Source organism: Rhodoglobus aureus (assembly GCF_039527955.1).
GTDB classification, from domain to species: domain Bacteria; phylum Actinomycetota; class Actinomycetes; order Actinomycetales; family Microbacteriaceae; genus Rhodoglobus; species Rhodoglobus aureus.
In genome coordinates, this window is the sequence record NZ_BAAAKW010000033.1 from 88,761 (window position 1) to 109,740 (window position 20,980).

16 protein-coding genes are annotated in these 20,980 nt (G+C 58.5%); 5 read left to right on the forward strand and 11 right to left on the reverse strand.

Annotation, left to right across the window (positions count from 1 at the left end):
* Window positions 1–44 precede the first annotated feature (44 nt).
* From ABD112_RS10205 to ABD112_RS10240, 8 genes are all read right to left on the reverse strand, one after another.
* Entirely contained in the window at window positions 45–2,336 is a 2,292-nt protein-coding gene (locus ABD112_RS10205) for a transglutaminase-like domain-containing protein (protein ID WP_343925551.1), read from the reverse strand.
* Window positions 2,333–3,766, reverse strand: a complete 1,434-nt coding sequence (locus ABD112_RS10210; RefSeq protein ID WP_343925553.1) for a DUF58 domain-containing protein — start codon at window positions 3,764–3,766, stop codon at window positions 2,333–2,335. Before ABD112_RS10210 ends, ABD112_RS10205 begins: the two co-directional genes overlap by 4 nt.
* Entirely contained in the window at window positions 3,763–4,734 is a 972-nt protein-coding gene (locus tag ABD112_RS10215; protein WP_343925555.1) for an AAA family ATPase, read from the reverse strand. Before ABD112_RS10215 ends, ABD112_RS10210 begins: the two co-directional genes overlap by 4 nt.
* Before the next feature lie 9 nt (window positions 4,735–4,743).
* Window positions 4,744–10,656, reverse strand: a complete 5,913-nt coding sequence (locus ABD112_RS10220; RefSeq protein ID WP_343925556.1) for an Ig-like domain-containing protein — start codon at window positions 10,654–10,656, stop codon at window positions 4,744–4,746.
* Between the two features lie 18 nt (window positions 10,657–10,674).
* Complete coding sequence (locus ABD112_RS10225; protein ID WP_343925558.1) at window positions 10,675–12,102, reverse strand: serine/threonine-protein kinase; 1,428 nt, start codon at window positions 12,100–12,102, stop codon at window positions 10,675–10,677.
* 119 nt (window positions 12,103–12,221) lie between these two features.
* Complete coding sequence (locus ABD112_RS10230) at window positions 12,222–13,016, reverse strand: PP2C family protein-serine/threonine phosphatase (protein ID WP_343925559.1); 795 nt, start codon at window positions 13,014–13,016, stop codon at window positions 12,222–12,224.
* 19 nt (window positions 13,017–13,035) lie between these two features.
* The gene (locus ABD112_RS10235; RefSeq protein WP_343925561.1) at window positions 13,036–13,641 is read right to left on the reverse strand and encodes an FHA domain-containing protein; all 606 of its coding nucleotides are present in this window, start codon (window positions 13,639–13,641) and stop codon (window positions 13,036–13,038) included.
* A 43-nt stretch (window positions 13,642–13,684) separates the two neighbouring features.
* Window positions 13,685–15,121 carry a gamma-aminobutyraldehyde dehydrogenase gene (locus tag ABD112_RS10240; protein ID WP_343925562.1) on the reverse strand — a complete coding sequence of 479 codons (1,437 nt, stop codon included), beginning with the start codon at window positions 15,119–15,121 and terminating at the stop codon, window positions 13,685–13,687.
* A gap of 122 nt (window positions 15,122–15,243) precedes the next feature.
* Between ABD112_RS10240 and ABD112_RS10245 the strand changes: the two genes are divergently transcribed.
* The 5 genes from ABD112_RS10245 to ABD112_RS10265 all read left to right on the forward strand — a co-directional run bounded on the left by ABD112_RS10245 (window position 15,244) and on the right by ABD112_RS10265 (window position 19,451).
* Window positions 15,244–15,726: an Lrp/AsnC family transcriptional regulator gene (locus ABD112_RS10245; protein WP_343925564.1), complete on the forward strand. Its 483-nt coding sequence runs from the start codon at window positions 15,244–15,246 to the stop codon at window positions 15,724–15,726.
* 35 nt (window positions 15,727–15,761) lie between these two features.
* Window positions 15,762–17,144, forward strand: coding sequence for an aspartate aminotransferase family protein (locus ABD112_RS10250; protein ID WP_343925565.1), 1,383 nt, complete (start codon window positions 15,762–15,764; stop codon window positions 17,142–17,144).
* 49 nt (window positions 17,145–17,193) lie between these two features.
* Entirely contained in the window at window positions 17,194–18,246 is a 1,053-nt protein-coding gene (locus ABD112_RS10255; protein ID WP_343925566.1) for a hypothetical protein, read from the forward strand.
* A gap of 93 nt (window positions 18,247–18,339) precedes the next feature.
* Window positions 18,340–18,852 carry a methylated-DNA--[protein]-cysteine S-methyltransferase gene (locus ABD112_RS10260; RefSeq protein ID WP_343925567.1) on the forward strand — a complete coding sequence of 171 codons (513 nt, stop codon included), beginning with the start codon at window positions 18,340–18,342 and terminating at the stop codon, window positions 18,850–18,852.
* Entirely contained in the window at window positions 18,849–19,451 is a 603-nt protein-coding gene (locus ABD112_RS10265) for a DNA-3-methyladenine glycosylase I (RefSeq protein ID WP_343925568.1), read from the forward strand. The genes ABD112_RS10260 and ABD112_RS10265 overlap by 4 nt, the downstream gene beginning before the upstream one ends.
* Here the strand turns inward: ABD112_RS10265 and ABD112_RS10270 are convergent.
* From ABD112_RS10270 to ABD112_RS10280, 3 genes are read right to left on the reverse strand one after another with little or no spacing between them, the layout of a single operon-like run.
* The gene (locus tag ABD112_RS10270) at window positions 19,436–20,191 is read right to left on the reverse strand and encodes a YaaA family protein (RefSeq protein ID WP_343925569.1); all 756 of its coding nucleotides are present in this window, start codon (window positions 20,189–20,191) and stop codon (window positions 19,436–19,438) included. The genes ABD112_RS10265 and ABD112_RS10270 overlap by 16 nt on opposite strands.
* A complete protein-coding gene (locus ABD112_RS10275) occupies window positions 20,188–20,709 on the reverse strand; it encodes a P-loop nucleotide/nucleoside kinase family protein (protein WP_343925571.1) in 522 nt (173 codons plus the stop codon). Before ABD112_RS10275 ends, ABD112_RS10270 begins: the two co-directional genes overlap by 4 nt.
* Window positions 20,710–20,718: 9 nt before the next feature.
* Complete coding sequence (locus ABD112_RS10280) at window positions 20,719–20,979, reverse strand: F0F1 ATP synthase subunit epsilon (RefSeq protein WP_343925573.1); 261 nt, start codon at window positions 20,977–20,979, stop codon at window positions 20,719–20,721.
* Window position 20,980: the final 1 nt, after the last annotated feature.

A 20,980-nucleotide genomic window follows, 5' to 3' on the forward strand; every position in this document is an offset into this window, starting at 1 on the left:
CGGGCAGTTGCGTCGCGCAGAAAGAACAATTCACGGGTAGTCCTCTATCGCTTAAACAGACTTGTGACACTATAACCACCGAGCGATCGCAGTGATATTTTGGTCTTGAACCGCGCCCAACGCGACAGTCCAGTGTGGAGCTGATTTTCGAGATCGGTGACGTTCGTCCAGAACGCATCTACCTCGTCTGACTTCGGATCAGCGCCGGAGAAAATTGCGCGGTCAGCGTGCACCGCAAGATCATGTGCCGCGGGTGCCTGAGCAACCGCAGCGACCTCCGTTCGAGTTCCTGACGGTGGTGGCGAATAGCCGTGGTCAAGTAGTGAGTCTTCAAATTCTTGCCAACCACCGCTGATCTGTTCCAGGGCGGATTCGGCCCGTCGACGCAGGAGCCGTCGTCGAACTTTCGCTGCGATTATCAGCAAGAATGGCGCGGCAAGCACAAGGAGCACGAGCAGGCTCCAGCCGACGGATCGCAGAATAGCGAGCACCGCCTGCAGGAAGGGGTCGAGGTCGGGCTGAAGCGCCTGCTCGCTATCGGGATTCGACTGTCGATTGAGAGTGTCCGACTCAATCTCTGGGGGTTGCACAACCGTTTGCGGGCGCGCTACCTGTGCGGTGTCGTCAGGATCCTCATCCGGAATTTCTCGCAGCGGCGGGTTCGGGTCAAGAGCTACCCAGCCGTATGCTGCCGTATTGACTTCGATCCATGCGGTGACGTCGTTGCCACGAATCTGCTGGTCAGAGGTGACAAATCCAAGTACGACGCGGCTGGGGAAACCGAGCCCGTTTGCCATGATGGATGCCGCAACCGCGTACTGCTCTCCGTCACCAATCATGCGTGGCTCGGTGAACAACTCGGCCACACGATCCGCCGAGTGCCCGGATCTACTGGCCGGTTCATCCACACCCACGCCATGACTCACGTAGCCGTCAGCGGCGAGCCCAGCAAGCATTGCAGCCAGACGCTCGCCCGGTATCGTTATCCCGCGCACATACTGGTCCAACTTTTCGGTGAGCGCATCAGGGGACACGCCGAGGGGAGGCACCTCTGCGGTGCCGGGGGTGAGCGTCGAAATTTCTTCGGCGCTTGGCTGGGCAGGAATCACGCCCTCGAAGGTGTAGCTGTCGCCACTCTCGAGGCGATCTGTCACGGCAGCGGTTCCTGAAACCTTGTTGTAGTAGAAAGTGTCTAGAAGCTCTGAGGCTCGCGCACCCTCAAAATCAATCTCTTCGAATAGCCCGACAGTTGGCACCCAGACTCCCGAATAGCCTGCGATCGTAATCGTCATTGCGACTGAGTTCCCGTCGACATCTGACTGGTCAAAGCGGGACGGAACGCGAGCAAATGATCCGGATGCGCTGGTGGCACGACCGCTGCCGACCGCATAAACCACGCCGTTGTAGCTATCAAGAGTTGCAAGCCTGACGTGGGTTCCCAGCGGAACGCCAGCGACCTCAAACAGGACCGAATTCGCTGTGCTGGGTTGCCAGTAGCGCCTAAAGCCAGCCAGCGGGCTCACATAATCGCGCGGATCAAAGGGCTCAACAATAGCGGTACGCAAAACTGAGCGGTCATTCGTAGGAGGCAGCGCGTTCGCGACCCCAACGGCAACGCTCGCGGCGATCACCAAAACGACGATCGCACTGATCACCGTTCGCGCTCCAGCAAAGCCGAACTCTCGTTTGCGCCGAGCTTCACCATCCGTATCCATCGCCGCCTCGAGGGCATTGACAGTATCGCGTCGGCGTCGCCAACGAAACCACACCAGAATGAGCGCAACAACAACCAACAGTGCGATCGCTAGAGTCACCGGTCGGTCAGGATAGGTGGGACCGAACGCTACCGCCGCCAGAAACAGAACGACCGGTGGAATCACCGAAAGTTCGGGAACCTTCGTACGAAATGCGGTGCCGAGAGAAACAATCGCCGCAGTCAGTACCAAAACGAGAGCGGGCACGAGCAGCGCCCGATAGCTGCCTACCGGCAACGAAATGGTGAGAAGTTGCTTCCAACCGAGAGCGACGCCAAACACCAGATCGACAAGTCCGGCAAACGTGGGCAGCACCGAGTACTGAGATTCGGAGGGCACCGCAATTGGCACTCCGATTACAAGAAAAACGATGAATGTGGCCAGCGCAGTCGCAATAAACGACCACTTTCTCCACAGCGAAACTATCGCCACAAGAGAGCCAGCAATCACGCTAACCGCGATGAGGATGATCAGCTCAGAGCTGCGATAGATCGGCCAGAGCGCTGCCGCTGCGAGCGCGATTGCCAGCCAGAGCAGTGCTCCGGTGACAACGACGAATGATCGCGAGACTGTGCGGGTCATACTGCCGCCGATCGCGCGAGCGCCCGCTTGAGATCCTCAAGGTAGCCAATAGTCAGCACGCTCAGCCCAGCAACTTTGCGCAACCCCGGAACCGTCTCTGGGTCGCACACAATCGCGACAACTTCCACATTCGCAGCGAACTTCGTCGAGGCTGCACGCAGTTGCTTCGAGGTCACCGGAGAACCACAAATAAGGAAAGCAACCGACACGCCATTTGTTTGCTCGGAGGTGACGCGCGCAACATCCACAAGCCGAAGTGCCGTTTCAGTGTTCTGCACCCGCGTGAGGTCGTCGAGCAACCGCGTGCCTGTCAGCGTCGACAACGCGCGCACAGCAAAAATCTTGCGTTTAGCAAACTGCGGGGTCTGCGCACTCGCGACGACGGTGACCGTGCGGGCATCACGAATAGCTTGGGCGCCAAGAGACCCCGCGACGCTCACGGCCATCTCGAACTCGTATTCGCTCGCATAATCGGCGGTAGCCAGGCTCAGGGCGATCACTAGGTGACTGCGCCGAGTTTCTTCGAACTGACGCACCATGTACCGGCCGGTGCGGGCGGTCGTTTTCCAGTGGATGTTGCGCCGCTCGTCCCCCGGAAGGTACTCGCGCAGGGCGTGAAAAGAGATGTCGTTGTTGGCGAGATCTTTTGTCGGGTTTCCTTCAAGGTCTCGAATAAGTCCGGTGCTGAAACTCGGGATGCTGATGGTGCGCGGGTGAACAAAAACTTCTGCGGACTCAGTCCACACGAGTTCGCGACGCACCAGCCCCACTGGGTCAGCACGCACAGTACGTACGGGACCAACAGAAATGACCCCGCGACGATGTGTCGGGATGGGGAAATCATGAGTTGCAGAACCGCCCGGCCGGATGCTCGGAAGCACTGCCTCTGAGAAGGTCTCGGCAACCGGTATTTCGGCGACGACTCCGAGACTGCGCCGTTTGCCAGTGTTGATCCCACGCACTTCGCCGCTGGCTGCTTCACCGACGACTACACGCCGGTGATCCACGTGAAGACTGATCGCTAGCTGGCTGCGACCGAAGAGAAAAATTGCTGCCATGAGCGCGACGGCGATACTTGCGTAGCCGATGACAATGAGTTCTATCCACGCAATCGAATAGCCGGCGATGAGGGTTGTAGGGATCAGGGCAAGCACTATCCAGCCCAGCGGTGTCACGACTGACGTGATGCGCCCGGCATAGCGAGTGACAGTACTGCGTGCGAGCACCACAAAGCGCACGACGCTAACAATCAGATCAGCAAGAAAGCCGGTGCGGTAGCCAACAATTCGGGTGCGGGCGTTGTCGAGGCCGCGGATGCTTGTCGGAAAGTCGGCGTCAGAGCGTGCTCGTTCACCGCTCGGATCCTGATGTTCCGGCGCGGGCTGTTGAGGCGGCTCTCGTTTAGCCGGGCGTTTGAGAGGTGAACTCACACGGCTTGCCGTTCTGTAGGCGGAGGATTCTCAATCAGAATCTGGGCGATCACGCTCGAGGCGGTTACACCTTCGAACTCAGCTTCGGCGTCGATCACGAGTCGGTGGGCGAGAACGGGCTCTGCGAGCGCCTTGACGTCGTCGGGCACAACATAGTGTCGACCGTTGGATGCGGCCAAGGTCTTCGACGCACGCATGAGAGCGAGGGCTCCACGAACACTCACTCCAAGTCGAACCTCAGTTGCACTCCGAGTAGCTTCGACCAATCGGCTCACATAGTCATTGATCGTGGGGTCTACGTGCACAGTACGGGCAAGCTGTGCCATTTCTACAACGAGCTCCGCGCTCACGACTGGGTCAATTTTTACCGAGTGCGCGGCGACGCCTGCACCGTCAAGGATGCGAAGGGTGGATGCGCGATCCGGGTAGCCGATGGATGCCTTCATGAGAAAGCGATCCAGCTGTGCTTCGGGCAGTCGGTAGGTTCCTGCTTGCTCGATCGGGTTTTGGGTGGCGATCACCATGAAGGGCGCGCCAACAGGGTGGGAAATGCCGTCGACAGTGACTTGTCCCTCTTCCATCACTTCAAGCAGTGCGGCCTGAGTTTTGGGGCTTGCGCGGTTGATCTCGTCAGCGAGCACGATGTTGGCGAAAATCGGTCCGGGGTGAAACTCGAACTCGTTGTCGCGCTGATCATAGATACTCACGCCGGTGATGTCACCAGGCAGCAGGTCGGGGGTGAACTGGATGCGGTTCGTCGTTCCTGAAACGCTTTGTGCGATCGCACGAGCAAACGACGTCTTGCCCGTTCCAGGGTAGTCCTCGAGCAGCAGGTGGCCCTCGCTCAGCAGTGCAGTGAATCCCAGACGGACCACAAAAGTCTTACCGAGCAATATTTGCTCGACGTTAGTGACGAGCCTGTTGAAACTTTCCGCGAACCATGCGGCTTCATCGGGAGTCATGGTCATAGCGCACCTTTAGTCATAATCGAATCCGTTGTACGTTCTGTCGTAAGTTTGCCCGCCGTTGGCGATCACGCGCACAACGAGGGTCGGGGTGTCCTTAAGAGCCGCGTCGGCGTGGCAGCTACCACCTGGTGTGGTCGTAATAGCGGTCTGCCAGGGTCCAAGGGTTGCTCCGCCGCATCGATACTGCACGGATTCATAGGTTCCTGTGGGCCAGTCGAGCCACTCAAATGTTCCGCTCTGGTTAAGGAGGTCTCCATCCGTGGTGAACGTGAGGGTGCGCACTGAGGGGTTCACGGGAACGCCGAGTGCGAACGGTGCTGACCAGCTGGGCTGACAGATGGGTCCGGAACCATAGCTTCGGCAAGCGCGCACTTCGACAGAGATGTACTGTCCGTACTGTTGACCCCCATCCGCGGTCAAGAACGATCCGAGTGCGACGGGACCGAAGATTGTTCCGGGAACGCTGCCACCACTCAACCGGTAGTAGAGCGTGTAGTCGCTCGTCAGCGGATCGCTGCCCATCCTTCCGCCGTTGACGGTGAAATCGAACCGGTTGCCATTGGGCACTGGACCTGCCGTATTGAGCGCGGTAACGACTGCTGGCGGGGTATGCGCGATGACTGTAGGCGATGCGGTGCAGCCCTGGCCGTTGTTTGCGAACACGAGCATTGAGTATGTGCGGTTCGGTGAGAGCCCAGTGAACGTCGCGGAGGTTCCGCTTCCGACCGCAGAAAGCTCTGCACCATAACTGGTGATCGAACCATTTGCGGTACAAGTGGGAGCAGTTCCGGTGTAGGCAGCAGCCGTATAGGCGGTAATTGGTCGGCCGTTCGCGTTGAACGCGCCCGCCCAGGCGAGGGTGGCCGTGCTGTCGTTCACAACACTCGCCACGGGTGCCGCAAGCGCAATCGGCGGGCCAGCCGGAACGGCGCTGCGTGGCTCGCTGGTGTTCCAGACGGAAAGTGCGGTGTACGCGGCATTGCGAGGGCTCACTGTGTAGGTGACTGCTACACCGTTGTCGAGCACCCAAGTGGATGGGGTGTCCCACGTGCACGTAGTGCCATCGCACTGAGCCAATCCCAGTAAGGTCTCAAATCCGCCAACGACAACGCGATAGCGGTCAACTGGCGAACCGCCGGATGGCGTCGGGGCTGCATTCCAGGTCAGTCGCAGGCCGTGGTCAAGGGGAGCTGCGCTCAGCGCGGTTGGCGCAACGGGAATGATGTCTGACCAGACCGCGTCTGCCAACGTTACGGGATCGGACTCCCCGATCGCGTTGATGGCGACAACGGTCACCTTGACCGCGTTGGTTGGGCCGTTTCCTGTTGTAGCGATCGCACACGTTGTGCCTGCGCACTCCGTCGTATTGACGACGACTGTGCCCGCCTTCGTCGTTACCCGGTACGACGTAATGGCCGAGTTGTTGGCTGGACCAGCGTTCCAGCGCATCATGATTGTCTTGTCACCAAAGCCGCTCGGGCCGAGGTTCGAGACCGAATCGGGTCGGTCTTGAACTGAGACCACGACTATGCCCCACACGTAGCGAGTCACGTCGTTTGTGGCGTCCGCAACGCGATACTGAAGGTTCACGTCGCCGGGGACTGCTTCCGCCGAAACGGTGACGGTCAGAGTGCTGTTGTCACTGCTCGGCACGATGGAGAGCCCGGCGGGGATGGCGCCTCCACCGAGTCCGCGAATGTCGACCACGCGCAACGGTGCGCCAGGGAACGGATTGGTTGAGGCATCGTTAGCGAGCACATCGACGACAGTCGTCTGCCCGCGTTTGGCGATCGCGAGATCGGCGGCAGGGCTGGCGAGCGGTCGCGTCGAGGGAACCACGTTAAGTTCGATTCGCCCTGATTTGCCCTCAGAGAGGTCATCTCGAACGCCGAGTGAAATCGAGGTTCGCGTTCCCTTGAATGCACTGTTATTGGCTCGAAGAGTTAACGCTGTGCCGTCGAGCGAGTAGGTGAAACCTTCAGGCAAGGGGCTCAGCACTGAGTAAGCGAGTTCGTCGAGGTCATCCGGGTACGGATAGTTTGTCAGCTTGAGGAGATCAATCTCCTTCTCCTGACCCGGCTCAAAGTCAATGACCGCGCCACCAAATACTGGGGCTTGATTGTCACGCGGAAGCACATCGATCGGCAGCACAAGAATTGCGGTTCGGCCTTCGGGGTCCGTTGCCGAAGTACCATCGGTGACTTCAAACGCGATGGATGCTGGACCGAAGTACTTTTCGGCCGATGTGAACACCAGAGTGTCTTCGTCGCGCACGAGGTCAGAGCCATCGCCGTGAGTGGCCAACACTGTGCTGGAGTCGGTGAGCCGAACCGGTTTTTCCCCGACCGCAATTATGTAGTCGTTGAGGTCGATCACAAGAGTGCTCTCGCTATTGACGCTCAGTTTCTGGGCGCGACGATCAATCTGTGGCAAAGCATCGTTGTAGCCAGGTACCTTGATGAAGGCGTAACTGAATGCGGTGGGATCGACCGGGTTGGTCACACGGAACGGGATGATCTGGCCCGCATCCTCGACGGAGACCTCGATTTTCTTGTCTGAGGTCACACGCGCGACATCGCCGAACCCCGAATAGATCGCAAGCGAGAGTGTGCGCGGGTCGCCATCCGCAAAGAAGACATCGCCAAGGACATCGACCGTTACGCGGTTGCGGTCGAGCACGTCAGACAGCGTGAGCACACTGTCCGTTGCCACCGGGTAGGCAGGCTTCGCCTCAGGGTCGACCGTTACGCGGATGAAGTTCTGGCTCGAACCTCCCGTTTCGTTTTCGATCACGTAAATGATTCCGTAGTCGCCGGGCGCATCCGGCGGAGTCACTTTGACAACATCACCGTCGATCTCGGCGACAGTTACCGGATCATTCGGCTCAACGGAGACGACCGACAGTGGGCTTCCGTCGGGGTCAGAGTCATTGGCGAGCACCTGAACCGACACGGTAATGCCCGGCTTTACCGTAACCTCGTCAATGATCGCAACCGGATTTCGGGCACCATCGATTCGAGGGCTAATGCCGATATTGATTTCACCGTTCGCTCGCGCGCCCAACGAATCGATCAGTGTGTAGCTAAAGGTGTCTGTTCCAGCCGAGTACTCTCCGGCCTGATAGACGAAGGTGTTGGAGTCAACTTCGATTACGGCACCCTTGCTGGGGTTAGTTGCTTGCCCAAGAAGTTGCACCGAGTCACCATCGGGGTCGGCTGATGTCAGCGGGATTTGCACTCGAACGGTGTCACCGGCAAGTACACGTGCGGTAACCGTTGGCGGCACCGGTGGATTATTGCTTGCTGGGTCGAGTTCACGCACGGCGATACGAACGATCGCGGTTGCTGACTGACCGTCTGGTCCCGCAACTTGATACGCCGCAGTGAAGTTTCCGGTGCGATCTGGCGCTAGATAGCGCAATACTTCACCAGACGCGAACAATAGGCCCGAGTCTTCGGGCAGATCTTGAGCCAGCTTCGGCACAAGGGTTAGCTCAAGACCATCAGGATGTTCGTCGTTGTTAAGCACACGGATGTCGATGGCTTGTCCTACGCGAACCGTCACCGAATCATCGTTTGCAATGGGCGCTTGAAGCCGGGACGGAGCAGGGATCTCGACAACGGTAATCACGCCGACGGCATCCGCGAGTCCGTTACTGATGCGGTAGTTGAAGCTCACCGGCCCACCATCGAGCGGGGCTTCGAGGCTCACGCGAACGAGTCGCTGTTCCAATATTTCGGCGCGCACGCCGGAGCCAGAAGGAAGGTTCATGATTTCAGTGACGAGGAGAACTCCGCCGGCGGGGTCGACGTCAGTTCCGGCGACATCGATTCGTTCGTTCTGAAGTGTCTGCACAAAGATCGTTTTTGGCACCGTAATCGGTGACGTGTTCGCGTCAGGCGGTGCGACAACGTCGATGCGTACTAATGCCGTGAACGTCAGGTTGCCATCTGTGACCACGTATTCGAGATTGTGGCTGCGAATCTCATCACTCGTGAAGCGGAAGGTTCCGGTCTCGTAACTGGGCAGGACTTGCGCGCCGGTCTTAGCAGGAACGCTATTGAGGCGGATGTTACCGTTGCCACCCCGAACATGACTGAGCGGCGAAACGGTGACTTCTTTACCCGCATATGCGAGCACTACGAAGGGATCGGCCTCGATTGGCACTTCGCCTGGTGGCTTGACCGAAACTGAGATGCTCCCCGAGCTCTCGGCGTCTCCATCAGAGACCACCAGCGTAACAATTTTGAGTTCGCCACCGGCGCCAGAATCAGAGAATACGACGTCGCCGCCCGGCTTGTAACTCACGGCATCGGGAACTGCTACCGATGCGCTCGTCAGATAGAACGGATCGCCGTCGGGATCAACCCAATCCCCAAGAATCTGATCAGTAACGCGGCCGCTCGTTTGTACTGTGAACTTCGTGGCACGCACCTGTTGCGGTGGAGAATTCTCGGAATCCGCCCGGACCTCTACGACAACGTTTGCGGTGGCAGTGCCTCCGCGACCGTCGCTGACTGTGTAGCCAAAGCTAATCTGACCGCTTGCTCCCGGTTCGAGCGTGATTTGAATCTGTTGACGTTCGTTAATGCGGTCGATTCGGCCGATACCGGCGCTAATAGTTGGCAACGCTTCAACGACAAGAACGTCGCCGTTCGCGTCATGGTCGTTTAACAGCACAGGAAGAACAGTTGCGCGCCCTGGCCTAGCTCCGAAGACATCATCGACTGCCACTGGCGGCTGCTGCACTTTGTCGACCTCAGGCTCAAGATCGAGAAGGTTTTGCTCTACTTCAGGTTCTTCCTCGTCAGTAGTGATGAGTTGGTTCCAGTTGTTGATCAATTCGCCGTCGTACTGCACAGCCCACGTGCGGCCGGTGAGTCGGTCGTTGAGAACGGCACGCGTGCCATTGACGGAATACGAAAGCTGCGCATTGGCCTCCATCTCCGCCAATTGCAGCATCACACCATCGCCGGCATCAGTAGGACAGCGTCGCCAATTCTCGCCACTTGTCCAGGCGGCGAATTCACAATCACCAATCCGAAGTGGAGCCGCAGCCAATCCTGACTGGCCGGTGGCCAAGCCCACTGCTGCCGCACCGCTCAGCGGAACGCTCAATACGCCATCGCTATAGCCGACAAGCACACGCTCTCCCCCAACAGACGGGAGCTGGAGAACTGGGCCGTTACCACCGTCGATTAGACCGGTGAGGTCAACGGTTCTGCCATCCATATACAGCAGTTGAGCATCCGCATCGAGGATCGCCCACTGGCCCGCTACCGACGTGATGCTGAGTTCGGCCGTGGTGTCGAGATCGAGGGTGACACTTGACTCCGCGGTGTCAGAGATCGCCGCGTTCACCCGGAACAGCTGACTCGTCGATGGGGAGAACGCGAACAACAGTCCGTTCTCGTCGACGCTCACAATGGCGTCGGCGCCGAGACTCAGCGACGCGGCTGATTCGGCATCAAAGTTGAGAAAATCGTCGTAGGAGCGGATCCATATTTCGCCCGTGCCATGTTCGAGCACAACAACATTGTCGGCTGCAAAGTAGACCTCGGGTTGGTTAGGCGGCAGCGCAACGCTCTCGGCGACCTCCGACAGCGCAGGGTCGACAACATCGATCGCGCTCTCAGAGCGATCGAACAGCAAGACGTTCTCGCCGTGCTGAACAACTTCGAGGTCAGCACTTTGAGCGCCAACCACCGAGTTAATTTCAAGCACTTCCGTGCTCGCACGGCCAATTGCCTGCTGTTGGTTGTTCGCAACCCACACTGCGCCGTCGGCAAGGTCAACTCGCTGAGCTGTATACCCCGTCGACACAACTGCGACCGTCGCTATCAGTGCGACGATCGCCGAGGTACTCACCGCGCCAACAACAGTTGAACGACGCGCCCCACGCCACCCCTTAGCCACAGCCACGACCAGAGTTACCTATCGTCATGGCAGCACCGCACACTTCTGAGCGCTCGATGGTCCCGATTTGCCGTCGCGCGTGACCGTCACTGAAATGCACACGTTCTCGCCTGATTCCGCGTCGACCACGAAATTGGGTTCACGTTGCTGCACCGGCGGTTGTCCGTCGGTCGTGGTGATCTGGTACGAGTCTGCCGCTTCGAGTCCTGGGTCAGCCCACCTGAATTCCACGACATCGCTGGACACAGTTGCCCCAATGTCACTAACCGTAGGAATTCCGCTTGACCGTGATTGCAATTGCGCGAAGGTCACTGTCGCTCCGAGAACCACAATCAGTGCGGCGACGACCACACCCACCCAGGCGACCAACTGCATACCGTTGCTTCGGGGAAGTGGGTTTGATCCCGTCTTTCGCCGTGCCTCCTTGCCGTCAACGGCATCGCTATCGAAGGAGCCGAAGCTGTCGTCGATCGCGGCCGGACGACGACGCTTACGACGCTGGGCGGATGAGACTGGCAGAGTTTGACCTGGTCGAACGCGAGTTCGATCCTCGAGCTCTGCAACTGTCGCGAGCGCCCAATCATCCATCGCAACTTCAATGGGAGTTTGGGAAAGACCGAGCTCAGACTCCACAGCTTGAAGTTCGTGCACCAGCTCTAAGACGCTGCCCTGACGCGATTCTGGCTTGCGCGACATCGCGCGGTTCAGCGCACGTTCCAAACTTTCGGGAACATCGCCGCGGCCCGTAGATCGAGGCTTTGCCCGATTGATTCGCGAAATGAGGTCAGTCGACTTATTCGACTCCCCCTGCACCTCAAATGGTGAGCGGCCGGCCAAGAGCGAGTACACGGTCGCGGCATACGACCACAGTTCAGATTCAATCGTGCCCGCGGTCTCATCCATCAACACTTCGGGGGCAGACCACGGAATGGACATGCCAACTGCTTCAAGATTCTCGGACTCGCTGAGAGTCGCCGCGATGCCAAAGTCTGAGAGCACCGGATGCCCGTAAGCGGTCGTCAGGATGTTCGACGGCTTGATATCGCGGTGCAGTACGCCGGCGCGGTGGGCAGTCTCAATCGCGCTGCCGATCTTGATGGCGATGCGCAGCACCTCTGGCACAGGTAGTCGTTCTGCTCGATAGCGTTGGCTGAGGGTTGAGGAACAGAGTTCCATCACCAAGTAGGGTCGCCCATCTGATGACACGCTCGCCTGGTACACCGTGAGGATCGACGGATGCGCGCTGAGCTGGGCCATAAGGTTCGCTTCGGCCTGAAACATCTGGCGAACCTGATCGTTGACAACCTCGCTCAACATGACCTTGACCGCCACTTGCCGTCGTGGCATGTTCTGTTCATAAAGAAAGACGTCGGCAAAGCCGCCGGAGCCGAGAACGTGAACGTGCGAAAAACCCGGAAGCGCAGGGGGATCAGAGGGCAGTCTTCGAGCCACAGCACACCCCTAACATGTCGACGAGTTCGACCATTCTAAGTGAGCAATTAGCTCAGTATCCGGATTCTGCCCCTTGTCTGGGGCCAGAATGTCTGTCCCCAGTATGGAGGACCGACCGCCTAGTCCACTGTAGGTACTTCTAGCACATCGACGATGATCGCCGTGATGTTGTCTCGACCACCACTATCGAGTGCAGAGTCGATCAAGGTCGAGACCGTCTCGGCCGGGTCACGACGCTCGGCCAGCTGCCGCGAGAGTTCTCCCTCTGGCACCTCCCGAGTGAGCCCATCAGAACAGATCAGTAACCGTTGTCCGCGCTGAATCGGCACCATCCAAAAGTCTGGCGAAGGTGCCGCGTTGAATCCGATGGCGCGCGTGATGATGTTGGCATCAGGATGATCGTCAGCTTCGTCGCGCGAGATAAGACCCGCATCCACGAGGTCTTGCACGACAGAGTGGTCACGAGTTATTTGGGTAAGAGCATCGCCCTCAAACGAATAGACACGGCTATCGCCCACGTTGAACACGGCGAAGCTTGCCGATTCGTGGTGCTCGGTAATTATGGCGCCGGTGACTGTGGTGCCGACTCCAAGTTCGCTGTCTTGGGCGATCAAGCCGATATAGTCCGTCGCTCGCTCGAGCGCACGTTCAACGGCACGGGCAGGCAAGAAGTCGCCCGTGATGGCATCGTCGAGTCGTTCGACGACGGCGGCACTAGCGAGATCACCCGCAGAATGTCCGCCCATACCGTCAGCGACGGCGAACATGGGTGATCGAGCGACATAGCTGTCCTCGTTTGCGGCACGCCGATGGCCAGTGTGCGTGCCTGCAGCCCAAGCAAATGTAAATGTCTGGTCTTCTCGCCCTGGCAATGCGATGGTGTGGCCCGAGTTGTTGCCGCCGATTTCTGTCACGGCTACCTTCCTGCGTGATTTACTCCAGACGCCGCCGGGGCAGAATCCGAATAATGTTTCCGTCTCCAATATCCACTAGCGTGCCAGCAGATACGACTACCGACTCACCCTGCCGGAGTTTTCTCGCAGCATTTCCCGGTACTTGAACAACCGAACCATTGGTAGAGCGAAGATCTGTCACGATAACCGAAGCACCGAGCTGACGTATTTCGATATGGGTTTCCGACACTTCCCTAGTCGGTGAATTGACCGCAATAAGCCGCGGCCCCACTCCCCTAACGATGCGGGGTGGGCGTGGGTCCCGCCCGAAGACACAGGGGTATTCAAGGTTGTGGGTGCCGGCGGCGCCATCCAATTGCACCCGGTAATGAAGCGCTGAGGTCTCAGCTGAGTTTGCCGGAGCAGGGCGCGACTGAGTCACTGGTTGGGCGCTCACTTGCGTCGGCATGCGAGACGACGGCTGAGCAGACGATTTGCTGCGAGCAGCGGCAGGGCGCGCGAACGGTTGCACTGCGGCCGGCCGCTTTCTCGACGCAAGAATAATCGTGTCTTCGAGGTCAGGCTCAGTCGGCTGCACGCTGGGGCGTTGGCCCGCGGTAATCGTATCGTCGAAGTCTTGCTTCACGCCGCAAGTTTAGGCACGCTTGACGATTTCTCGCGGGAGAACGTCACGCTTGTCCGATAAAACTCATTACGTGTTTGATGCGGGTGTAGTCCTCAAAGCCGTAACTTGAAAGGTCTTTTCCATAGCCGGAGTGTTTGAAGCCACCGTGGGGCATCTCGGCAACAATCGGAATATGGGTGTTGATCCACACGCATCCGAAGTCCAAATGTTTGGCGAAGCGCATAGCGCGGCCATGATCTCGAGTCCAGACACTTGAGGCTAGGCCGTAGTCCACGCCGTTCGCCCACTCGAGTGCCTGCGTCTCATCTCTGAACTTCTGCACAGTGATGACCGGCCCGAAAATTTCGTTCTGCACTGCCGAGTCATTTTGCTGGAGCCCCGAGATAATGGTCGCCTCATAGAAGTAACCTCGCTGACCTTGGCGTTGGCCGCCCAGTTCAATCTGCGCGTGCGACGGCAGTTCGTCAACGACGCGCGAAACCTGGGCGAGTTGGTTGGCATTGTTCACGGCGCCGAAGTACACGTCTTCGTCTGGCGCACCGGTCTTTGCATTCGCCCGAGTCCAGGTCACCAGTTCGGCGACAAACTCATCATGCACGTCCTCATGCACAATCACGCGCGTTGCCGCCGTGCAGTCCTGCCCCGCATTGAAGTAGCCGGCCGCGCCGATTCCCGCAACAGCCGCCGCGATGTCAGCATCGTTGAATACCACCACCGGCGCCTTGCCGCCCAGTTCCAAATGAACTCGTTTGAGATCGACGGATGCCGCCTTAGCAACTTCCATACCGGCACGCACCGAGCCAGTGATTGACACCATCTGCGGTGTTTTGTGGTCGATCATGAGCCCACCAGTCGTTCGATCTCCTGTGAGCACATTGAATACACCAGCGGGCAGGAACTCGGCGGCGACTTCTGCGAACAACAGCGTTGACGATGGTGTCGTATCACTCGGCTTGAGCACCGTCGTGTTTCCCGCGGCGATCGCCGGCGCAACCTTCCACACCGCCATGTTGAGCGGGTAGTTCCACGGTGCAACCTGACCGATGACCCCGATCGGCTCCCGACGGATCGACGAGGTGTGGTCTTTCATGTACTCGCCAGAGGCCATCCCCGAAAGGTGGCGGGCTTCCCCGGCAAAGAATCGAATCTGGTCGACCGACAACAGAATCTCATCGGCCACCAGACTCGCGCGGGGCTTGCCAGTATCTTTCGATTCCAGATCGGCGAATTCATCTGCGCGTGCTTCCATCGCGTCAGCGATCCGGAACAGGGCGAGCTGGCGTTCTGCCGGAGTGGTCTCGCCCCACGTCTCGAACGCTGTGGCAGCCGCGCCATAGGCGGCGTCGACATCAACGGATGAGGACACCGGTGATGCCGCGTAGCTCTCCTCAGTTGCAGGGTCGACCACATCGAAACTGTTCTCAGTGCGGGCGGCAACGTATTCGCCGTTGATAAAGTTTTGGATCTCAGAAGCGCTCATGCCACCAAGATACCGACCACGCCGTCAAGAATCCACTGTTGAACTGATGATTTCCGCTGTGAAATCACTATTTTGATACGGAATCGCTTGCAGAAGACTGATTCAACTGACAAAATCGACCCATGAGCACCCCTTCGCGCAGTTCCGCAGTAAAACCTGCGAATATCGATGACGTCTCAAAAGCGATCATCGAACAATTGCAAAACGACGGACGCCGCTCCTACGCCGAAATCGGCAAAGCGGTCGGGCTCAGCGAAGCTGCGGTGCGACAGCGCGTTCAAAAGCTTACCGACTCCGGGGTCATGCAGGTTGTCGCCGTCACCGACCCCATGCAGTTGGGCTTTTTTCGGCAAGCCATGATCGGCATCCAGGTGTCGGGCGACGCCGCCGCAGTTGCTGAAAAGATCGGCAAACTCCCGGCGGTCGACTACCTGGTACTCACGGCCGGCAGCTTCGACCTCCTCGTTGAGGTCGTCTGTGAAAACGACGATGACCTCATCGATCTCCTCAACCGCGACATCCGTGGCATCGAAGGCGTTCGCTCTACAGAAACCTTCGTGTACCTGCGACTCCACAAGCAGTTCTATAACTGGGGCACACGCTAAACCTCGTTTCCATCCCAATCAAGAAAGTATCTGCCATGCCAGAGTTCGACGAAGCCGATCTGCAGCAAAAAGCAAAAGATCACCTGTGGATGCACTTTTCTCGCCAGTCGGTGATGGAAGACGGTCACGGCGTGCCCATTATTGTGCGCGGCGAGGGCCACCACATTTATGACAGCAAGGGCAAGAAGTACTTCGACGGCCTGAGTGGGCTTTTCGTCGTCAATGCTGGTCACGGCCGCAAACGCCTAGCCGAAGTTGCCGCTAAGCAGGCTGAAGAACTCGCGTTCTTCCCACTCTGGTCTTACGCGCATCCGAAAGCCATCGAGTTGGCTGACCGTTTAGCCGGTTATGCCCCCGGTGATTTGAATCGCGTCTTCTTCTCGACCGGTGGCGGCGAGGCCGTCGAGACAGCGTTCAAGCTGGCAAAGCAGTATTGGAAACTTCAGGGGCGTCACACTAAGCACAAGGTGATTTCTCGTGCAGTGGCCTATCACGGCACTCCTCAGGGTGCGTTGGCGATCACGGGCATCCCCGGAATGAAGGAGATGTTCGAACCTCTCGTTCCTGGCGGATTCCGGGTGCCCAATACCAACTACTACCGCGCAGAAGAAATGGGTTTCCACGGAACCGAAGAAGAGTTCGGACTGTGGGCGGCAAACCGCATCGAAGAGATGATTCAGTTCGAGGGTCCTGAAACTGTGGCCGCCGTGTTCTTGGAGCCGGTACAGAACTCGGGTGGATGCTTCCCGCCACCGCCCGGGTACTTCCAGCGCGTGCGCGAGATCTGCGATGAGTATGACGTGCTGCTCGTGAGCGACGAAGTGATCTGCGCGTTCGGCCGCCTTGGTCACATGTTTGCCTGTGACGCCTACGACTACATTCCGGACATGATCACGTGCGCCAAGGGTCTGACGAGCGGCTATTCCCCCATGGGGGCGACGATCGTCTCAGATCGAATCTACGAGCCCTTCAAACATGACACCACGACGTTCTATCACGGGTACACGTTCGGTGGTCATCCGGTATCAGCTGCTGTTGCGCTCGAGAACCTCGACATCTTCGAAGAGGAGAAGATCAACGAGCACGTTCGCGAAAATTCACCGAAGTTCCGCGCTGCACTTGAGCGCTTGCTTGACCTGCCGATCGTCGGCGATGTTCGTGGCGATGGCTACTTCTTCGGTATTGAGTTGGTCAAAAACAAGGCGACGAAGGAAACCTTCAACGAGGATGAATCGGAGCGACTGCTGCGCGGCTTCCTTTCCAAGGCTCTCTACGATGCTGGGCTGTATTGTCGTGCGGATGATCGGGGCGATCCTGTGATTCAGCTGGCACCGCCATTGACGATCGGGCCGGCTGAGTTTGACGAGATAGAATCGATCCTGCGTTCGGTGCTGACCGAAGCATGGAGCCGCCTCTAGAACCGCAGCAGGTTCGCCCTCTTACCCGCGGCTCAGTTAGAGTAGTTTCGTGAGTACTGAGGATAATTCGCCGATACTGCGCGAGCGTGATCGCCGATCTCCCATGACGGTGTCGCGCGCCGTTGCGATTGCGTTTGCGCTCCTACTCAACGGTGCGGTACTTTTTTCCGGAGTATGGGCGCTCACCAACCAGCAGCTCATCGCCGATCAGTTCACTGTCTGGCAATTCGAACCTTCAGCGAGCGTGCAGCAGTACGTCACCTCATCAGACATGTCCGATGAGGGCAAGTTCTTGTTCTACGCAAGCCAACCAACGATTCAGTCAAACCCCACCTTCAACAACACCTGCTCAAACGTCGAAGAAGACTTCGGAGTGCTTGGCTGTTACTTCCCCAGCGAAAAATCGATCTATCTCTTTGACGTAACGGATGATCGTCTCGCCGGCATCGAAGAGGTCGTCGCCGCGCACGAAATGCTGCACGCCGCGTGGGACCGAACCTCCGCCGACGAACGGGCGCGACTGGCTCCGCTGTTGGAAGCCGCAGCGGAACGCATGAAGGACGATCCGGAGTTTGCCACGACGCTCGAGTTCTATGCAAAGACTGAGCCTGGCGAGCGCTCCAACGAACTGCACTCGATTATTGGAACTGAGTTCTCAGACCTCAGCCCCGAGCTTGAAGAGCACTACGCCGAGTACTTTACCGACCGTTCCGTGGTGGTAGCCCTACACGAGAAGTCAAACGCCGTCTTCACCGCGCAGCAAGACGCCAGCAAGAAGCTCGTCGAGGAGCTCGATGCTCTGCGCGCGAGCATCGATGACGACTACGACTCCTACAACGCGGGATATGACGGCCTCAATCGCGATATCGATGACTTCAACGCCCGCGCTGACAATGGTGACTTTAGCTCCTCGGAACAGTTCAACTATGAGCGCGCATCGCTCATTGATCGTCAGAACTCGTTGAACAACCTGTACGACGCTATCGAGGCAAATGTAGCCACCTACGACGACATGGTGACTCAACTCGAGGCGCTCAACGCCACCATCAGCGACCTCAACAAGAGCATTAATATCGAACCGCGTAACGATGAGGAACTCTAAGACTCGTCCTCAACATGAGCGCATCGAGACCTCTGCATCGCGATGTCCGAAAATAGCCAGCGGAACATCTAGAGTCAGGATTACGCTCGAACCATGCAATCAGGCAATACACTCCACGATGAGTCCCCCTACTTGCGCCGTCTGCTGTCTCCGATTGGGCGCATCGAACTAACCAGCGATGGCGAAAGCGTTACCGGTCTTGCTATTGAAAACACGGGCACGCTACCTCGTGACAACGAAGACGAGCACTCGTGTGCCGTACTCGACGATGCTGCAGCACAGCTCACCGAGTACTTCGCCGGAACACGGCGTTCATTTGAGTTGCCGCTCTCAGCAGCAGGCACCGAGTTTCAGCGTTCCGTGTGGCACGAACTCAATCAGCTGCCCTTCGGTTCGGCGGTGTCCTACGCCGATATTGGTCGCGCAACCGGTCGTCCGACCGCGGGCCGAGCAGTGGGAGGCGCCGTTGGTGCGAACCCAATCCCGATCATCGTTCCGTGCCACCGCGTGCTCGCGTCCAACCAGCGCATCACCGGGTATAGCGGTGGTGACGGCATTCCCACTAAAGTCTGGCTGCTCGAGCACGAGGGAATCACTCACCGATGAGTGATCGCGAGTCGATTCTCGTCGGCCCTGATGGCCGCGGACGCTGTGGCTGGGTTGGTGACGATGAGCTCTACCGCAAATACCACGATGAAGAGTGGGGCACTCCCCTGCGCGGCGACCACAAGCTGTTTGAAAAGATCATGCTCGAGGCCTTTCAAGCCGGGCTTTCGTGGATCACCATCCTGCGGCGACGCGAGGGGTTGCGTGACGCGTTCGACCAGTTCGATCCTGCTGCGATTGCGAACTACACCGATATAGACGTGACACGCTTGCTCGGCGATGCCCGCATCATCCGCAACCGCCTCAAAGTTTCAGCAGCCATCACGAATGCGCAAGCAACACGAGAACTTACGCGCGAGGCACCAGGGGCGCTAGACGCGTTGCTGTGGCAGTTCGCTCCCACGCCTCGGGCGCAGCGGTTGACTTCGCTTGCTGACGTGCCTGCTGTTACTTCCGAGTCAACGGCAATGAGCAAGGCGCTCAAGGCTCACGGGTTCCGATTCGTGGGCCCCACGACCATGTATGCCCTCATGCAGTCCGCGGGGATGGTCGACGACCACATCCAGGGTTGCTGGCGAGCGGCTTACACGCCGACGTGAGGCACGACGAGATCAAGTTCTCCTGTAGCGCCGTGCTCAAGCTGGAATCCAGCACCTCGCGACCACGCGATTAGCGACTCGACTGTTGAGTGATTGATTCCCGAACTGATGAGTGCCCGCGAAAAGACGCCCTTCGATTTCTTGTTGAAGTGGCTCAGCGCCACGCGCTTTCCCTCGGGTCCCTCAGTGACGATCCGGAGATAGACACTGTTCGGTGACGCCGCCCCCAATTGTGCGTAGGCCTCGGAGCGAAGATCCAGTTGCAATCCCTCAACGGCGCGCAACGCTTCGGTGACCGACCTGCGCCAGTGTGATTTGAGCGTCAGCCCAGGAAGCCGCGTGTTGTGGGATAGCCGGTAAGCCGGAATCGGGTCTCCAGCCCCCACGGGCCCGAAGAGTGCCGAATGCACCACCACCGTTTCGTGGGCGAACGAACGCTCCGATGGCGTCATGCTGCCTGCATCGAGTCCGTCGAAGAGCACGCCGGTGTAGCGTTCGAGCGCAGGCATGACTGGCGCAGTCTTGAAGGAACGGTTGCGCTCCACCTCAAACTGCTGTTTGACACTGAGCCCTAATGCACGTCGTGCAGCGTCGGAATCGCCAGTGAGTTCTGTCAGCCGTACGGCAACCGACTGTCGCCGCTCGGTGAGTTCAGGAAAAGACAACTGCGACCAGTCGAGCGTCGAGCCTCGGACTCCCCCATCACGCTTTGTTTCAGAGGGGGGAAGGAGAACGATCACGCGTCAAGAAAGGCAACGGCGCGTTCAACATTGACGCCAATCGCGCCGGCAGAGTCGAGCGTGATCCGCGCAACGGCGCCGCTTGCTCCAGTCCACGGTGAGTACTCATCCAAGTTATGTTCCACCGCGTTGAGTGCGGCCGCACCTGTCAGTTCACGTTTCGCAGCGCGCTCGACGAGCCGAGCTTTGTGTTCTTCTCTGTCTGAGCACACAATTTCGATAAACCGCACGCCTGACCCTGTGCGCTCCGCCAGATTTACCCACTGCTCACGGGCCGGGTCCACAGCGTTCACGGCGTCGATGATGATGTCCCGATCGTGCATGAGCACCGATTCAGCAAGCGCTTCGGCCACCAAATAGGCGGCCAGACCGGTCGGTTGGCCGGCGCTGATTCCTGCTTGTAAAATCGCAGTCTCAATCTGATCAACCGACAACACGGTGATCTTGCGCCGGGCACCGACGACCTCTGCGAGAGTCGACTTTCCGGCGCCCGGCAAGCCGGCCATAGCAATCAGCATGAGAGAAAACTAGACCAGTTCTGCGGAACTTGCCACGACTGTTACCGTGTTGTTCTCCACTGAGAGGAATCCGTTGTCTGCATTCGCGGTGATCTGAGAACCATCGGCGGCGGTCACACGAACTTCGCCCTTTGCCAGAATCGCTAGGAGCGGTTCGTGGCCGGGCAAAATTCCGATTTCGCCTTCGGTGGTCCGCGCAATGAGCTGGCTCGCCTCTCCCGACCATAGTTCCTGGTCGGCAGAGACGACGCTCACCTTGAGAACGGCCATT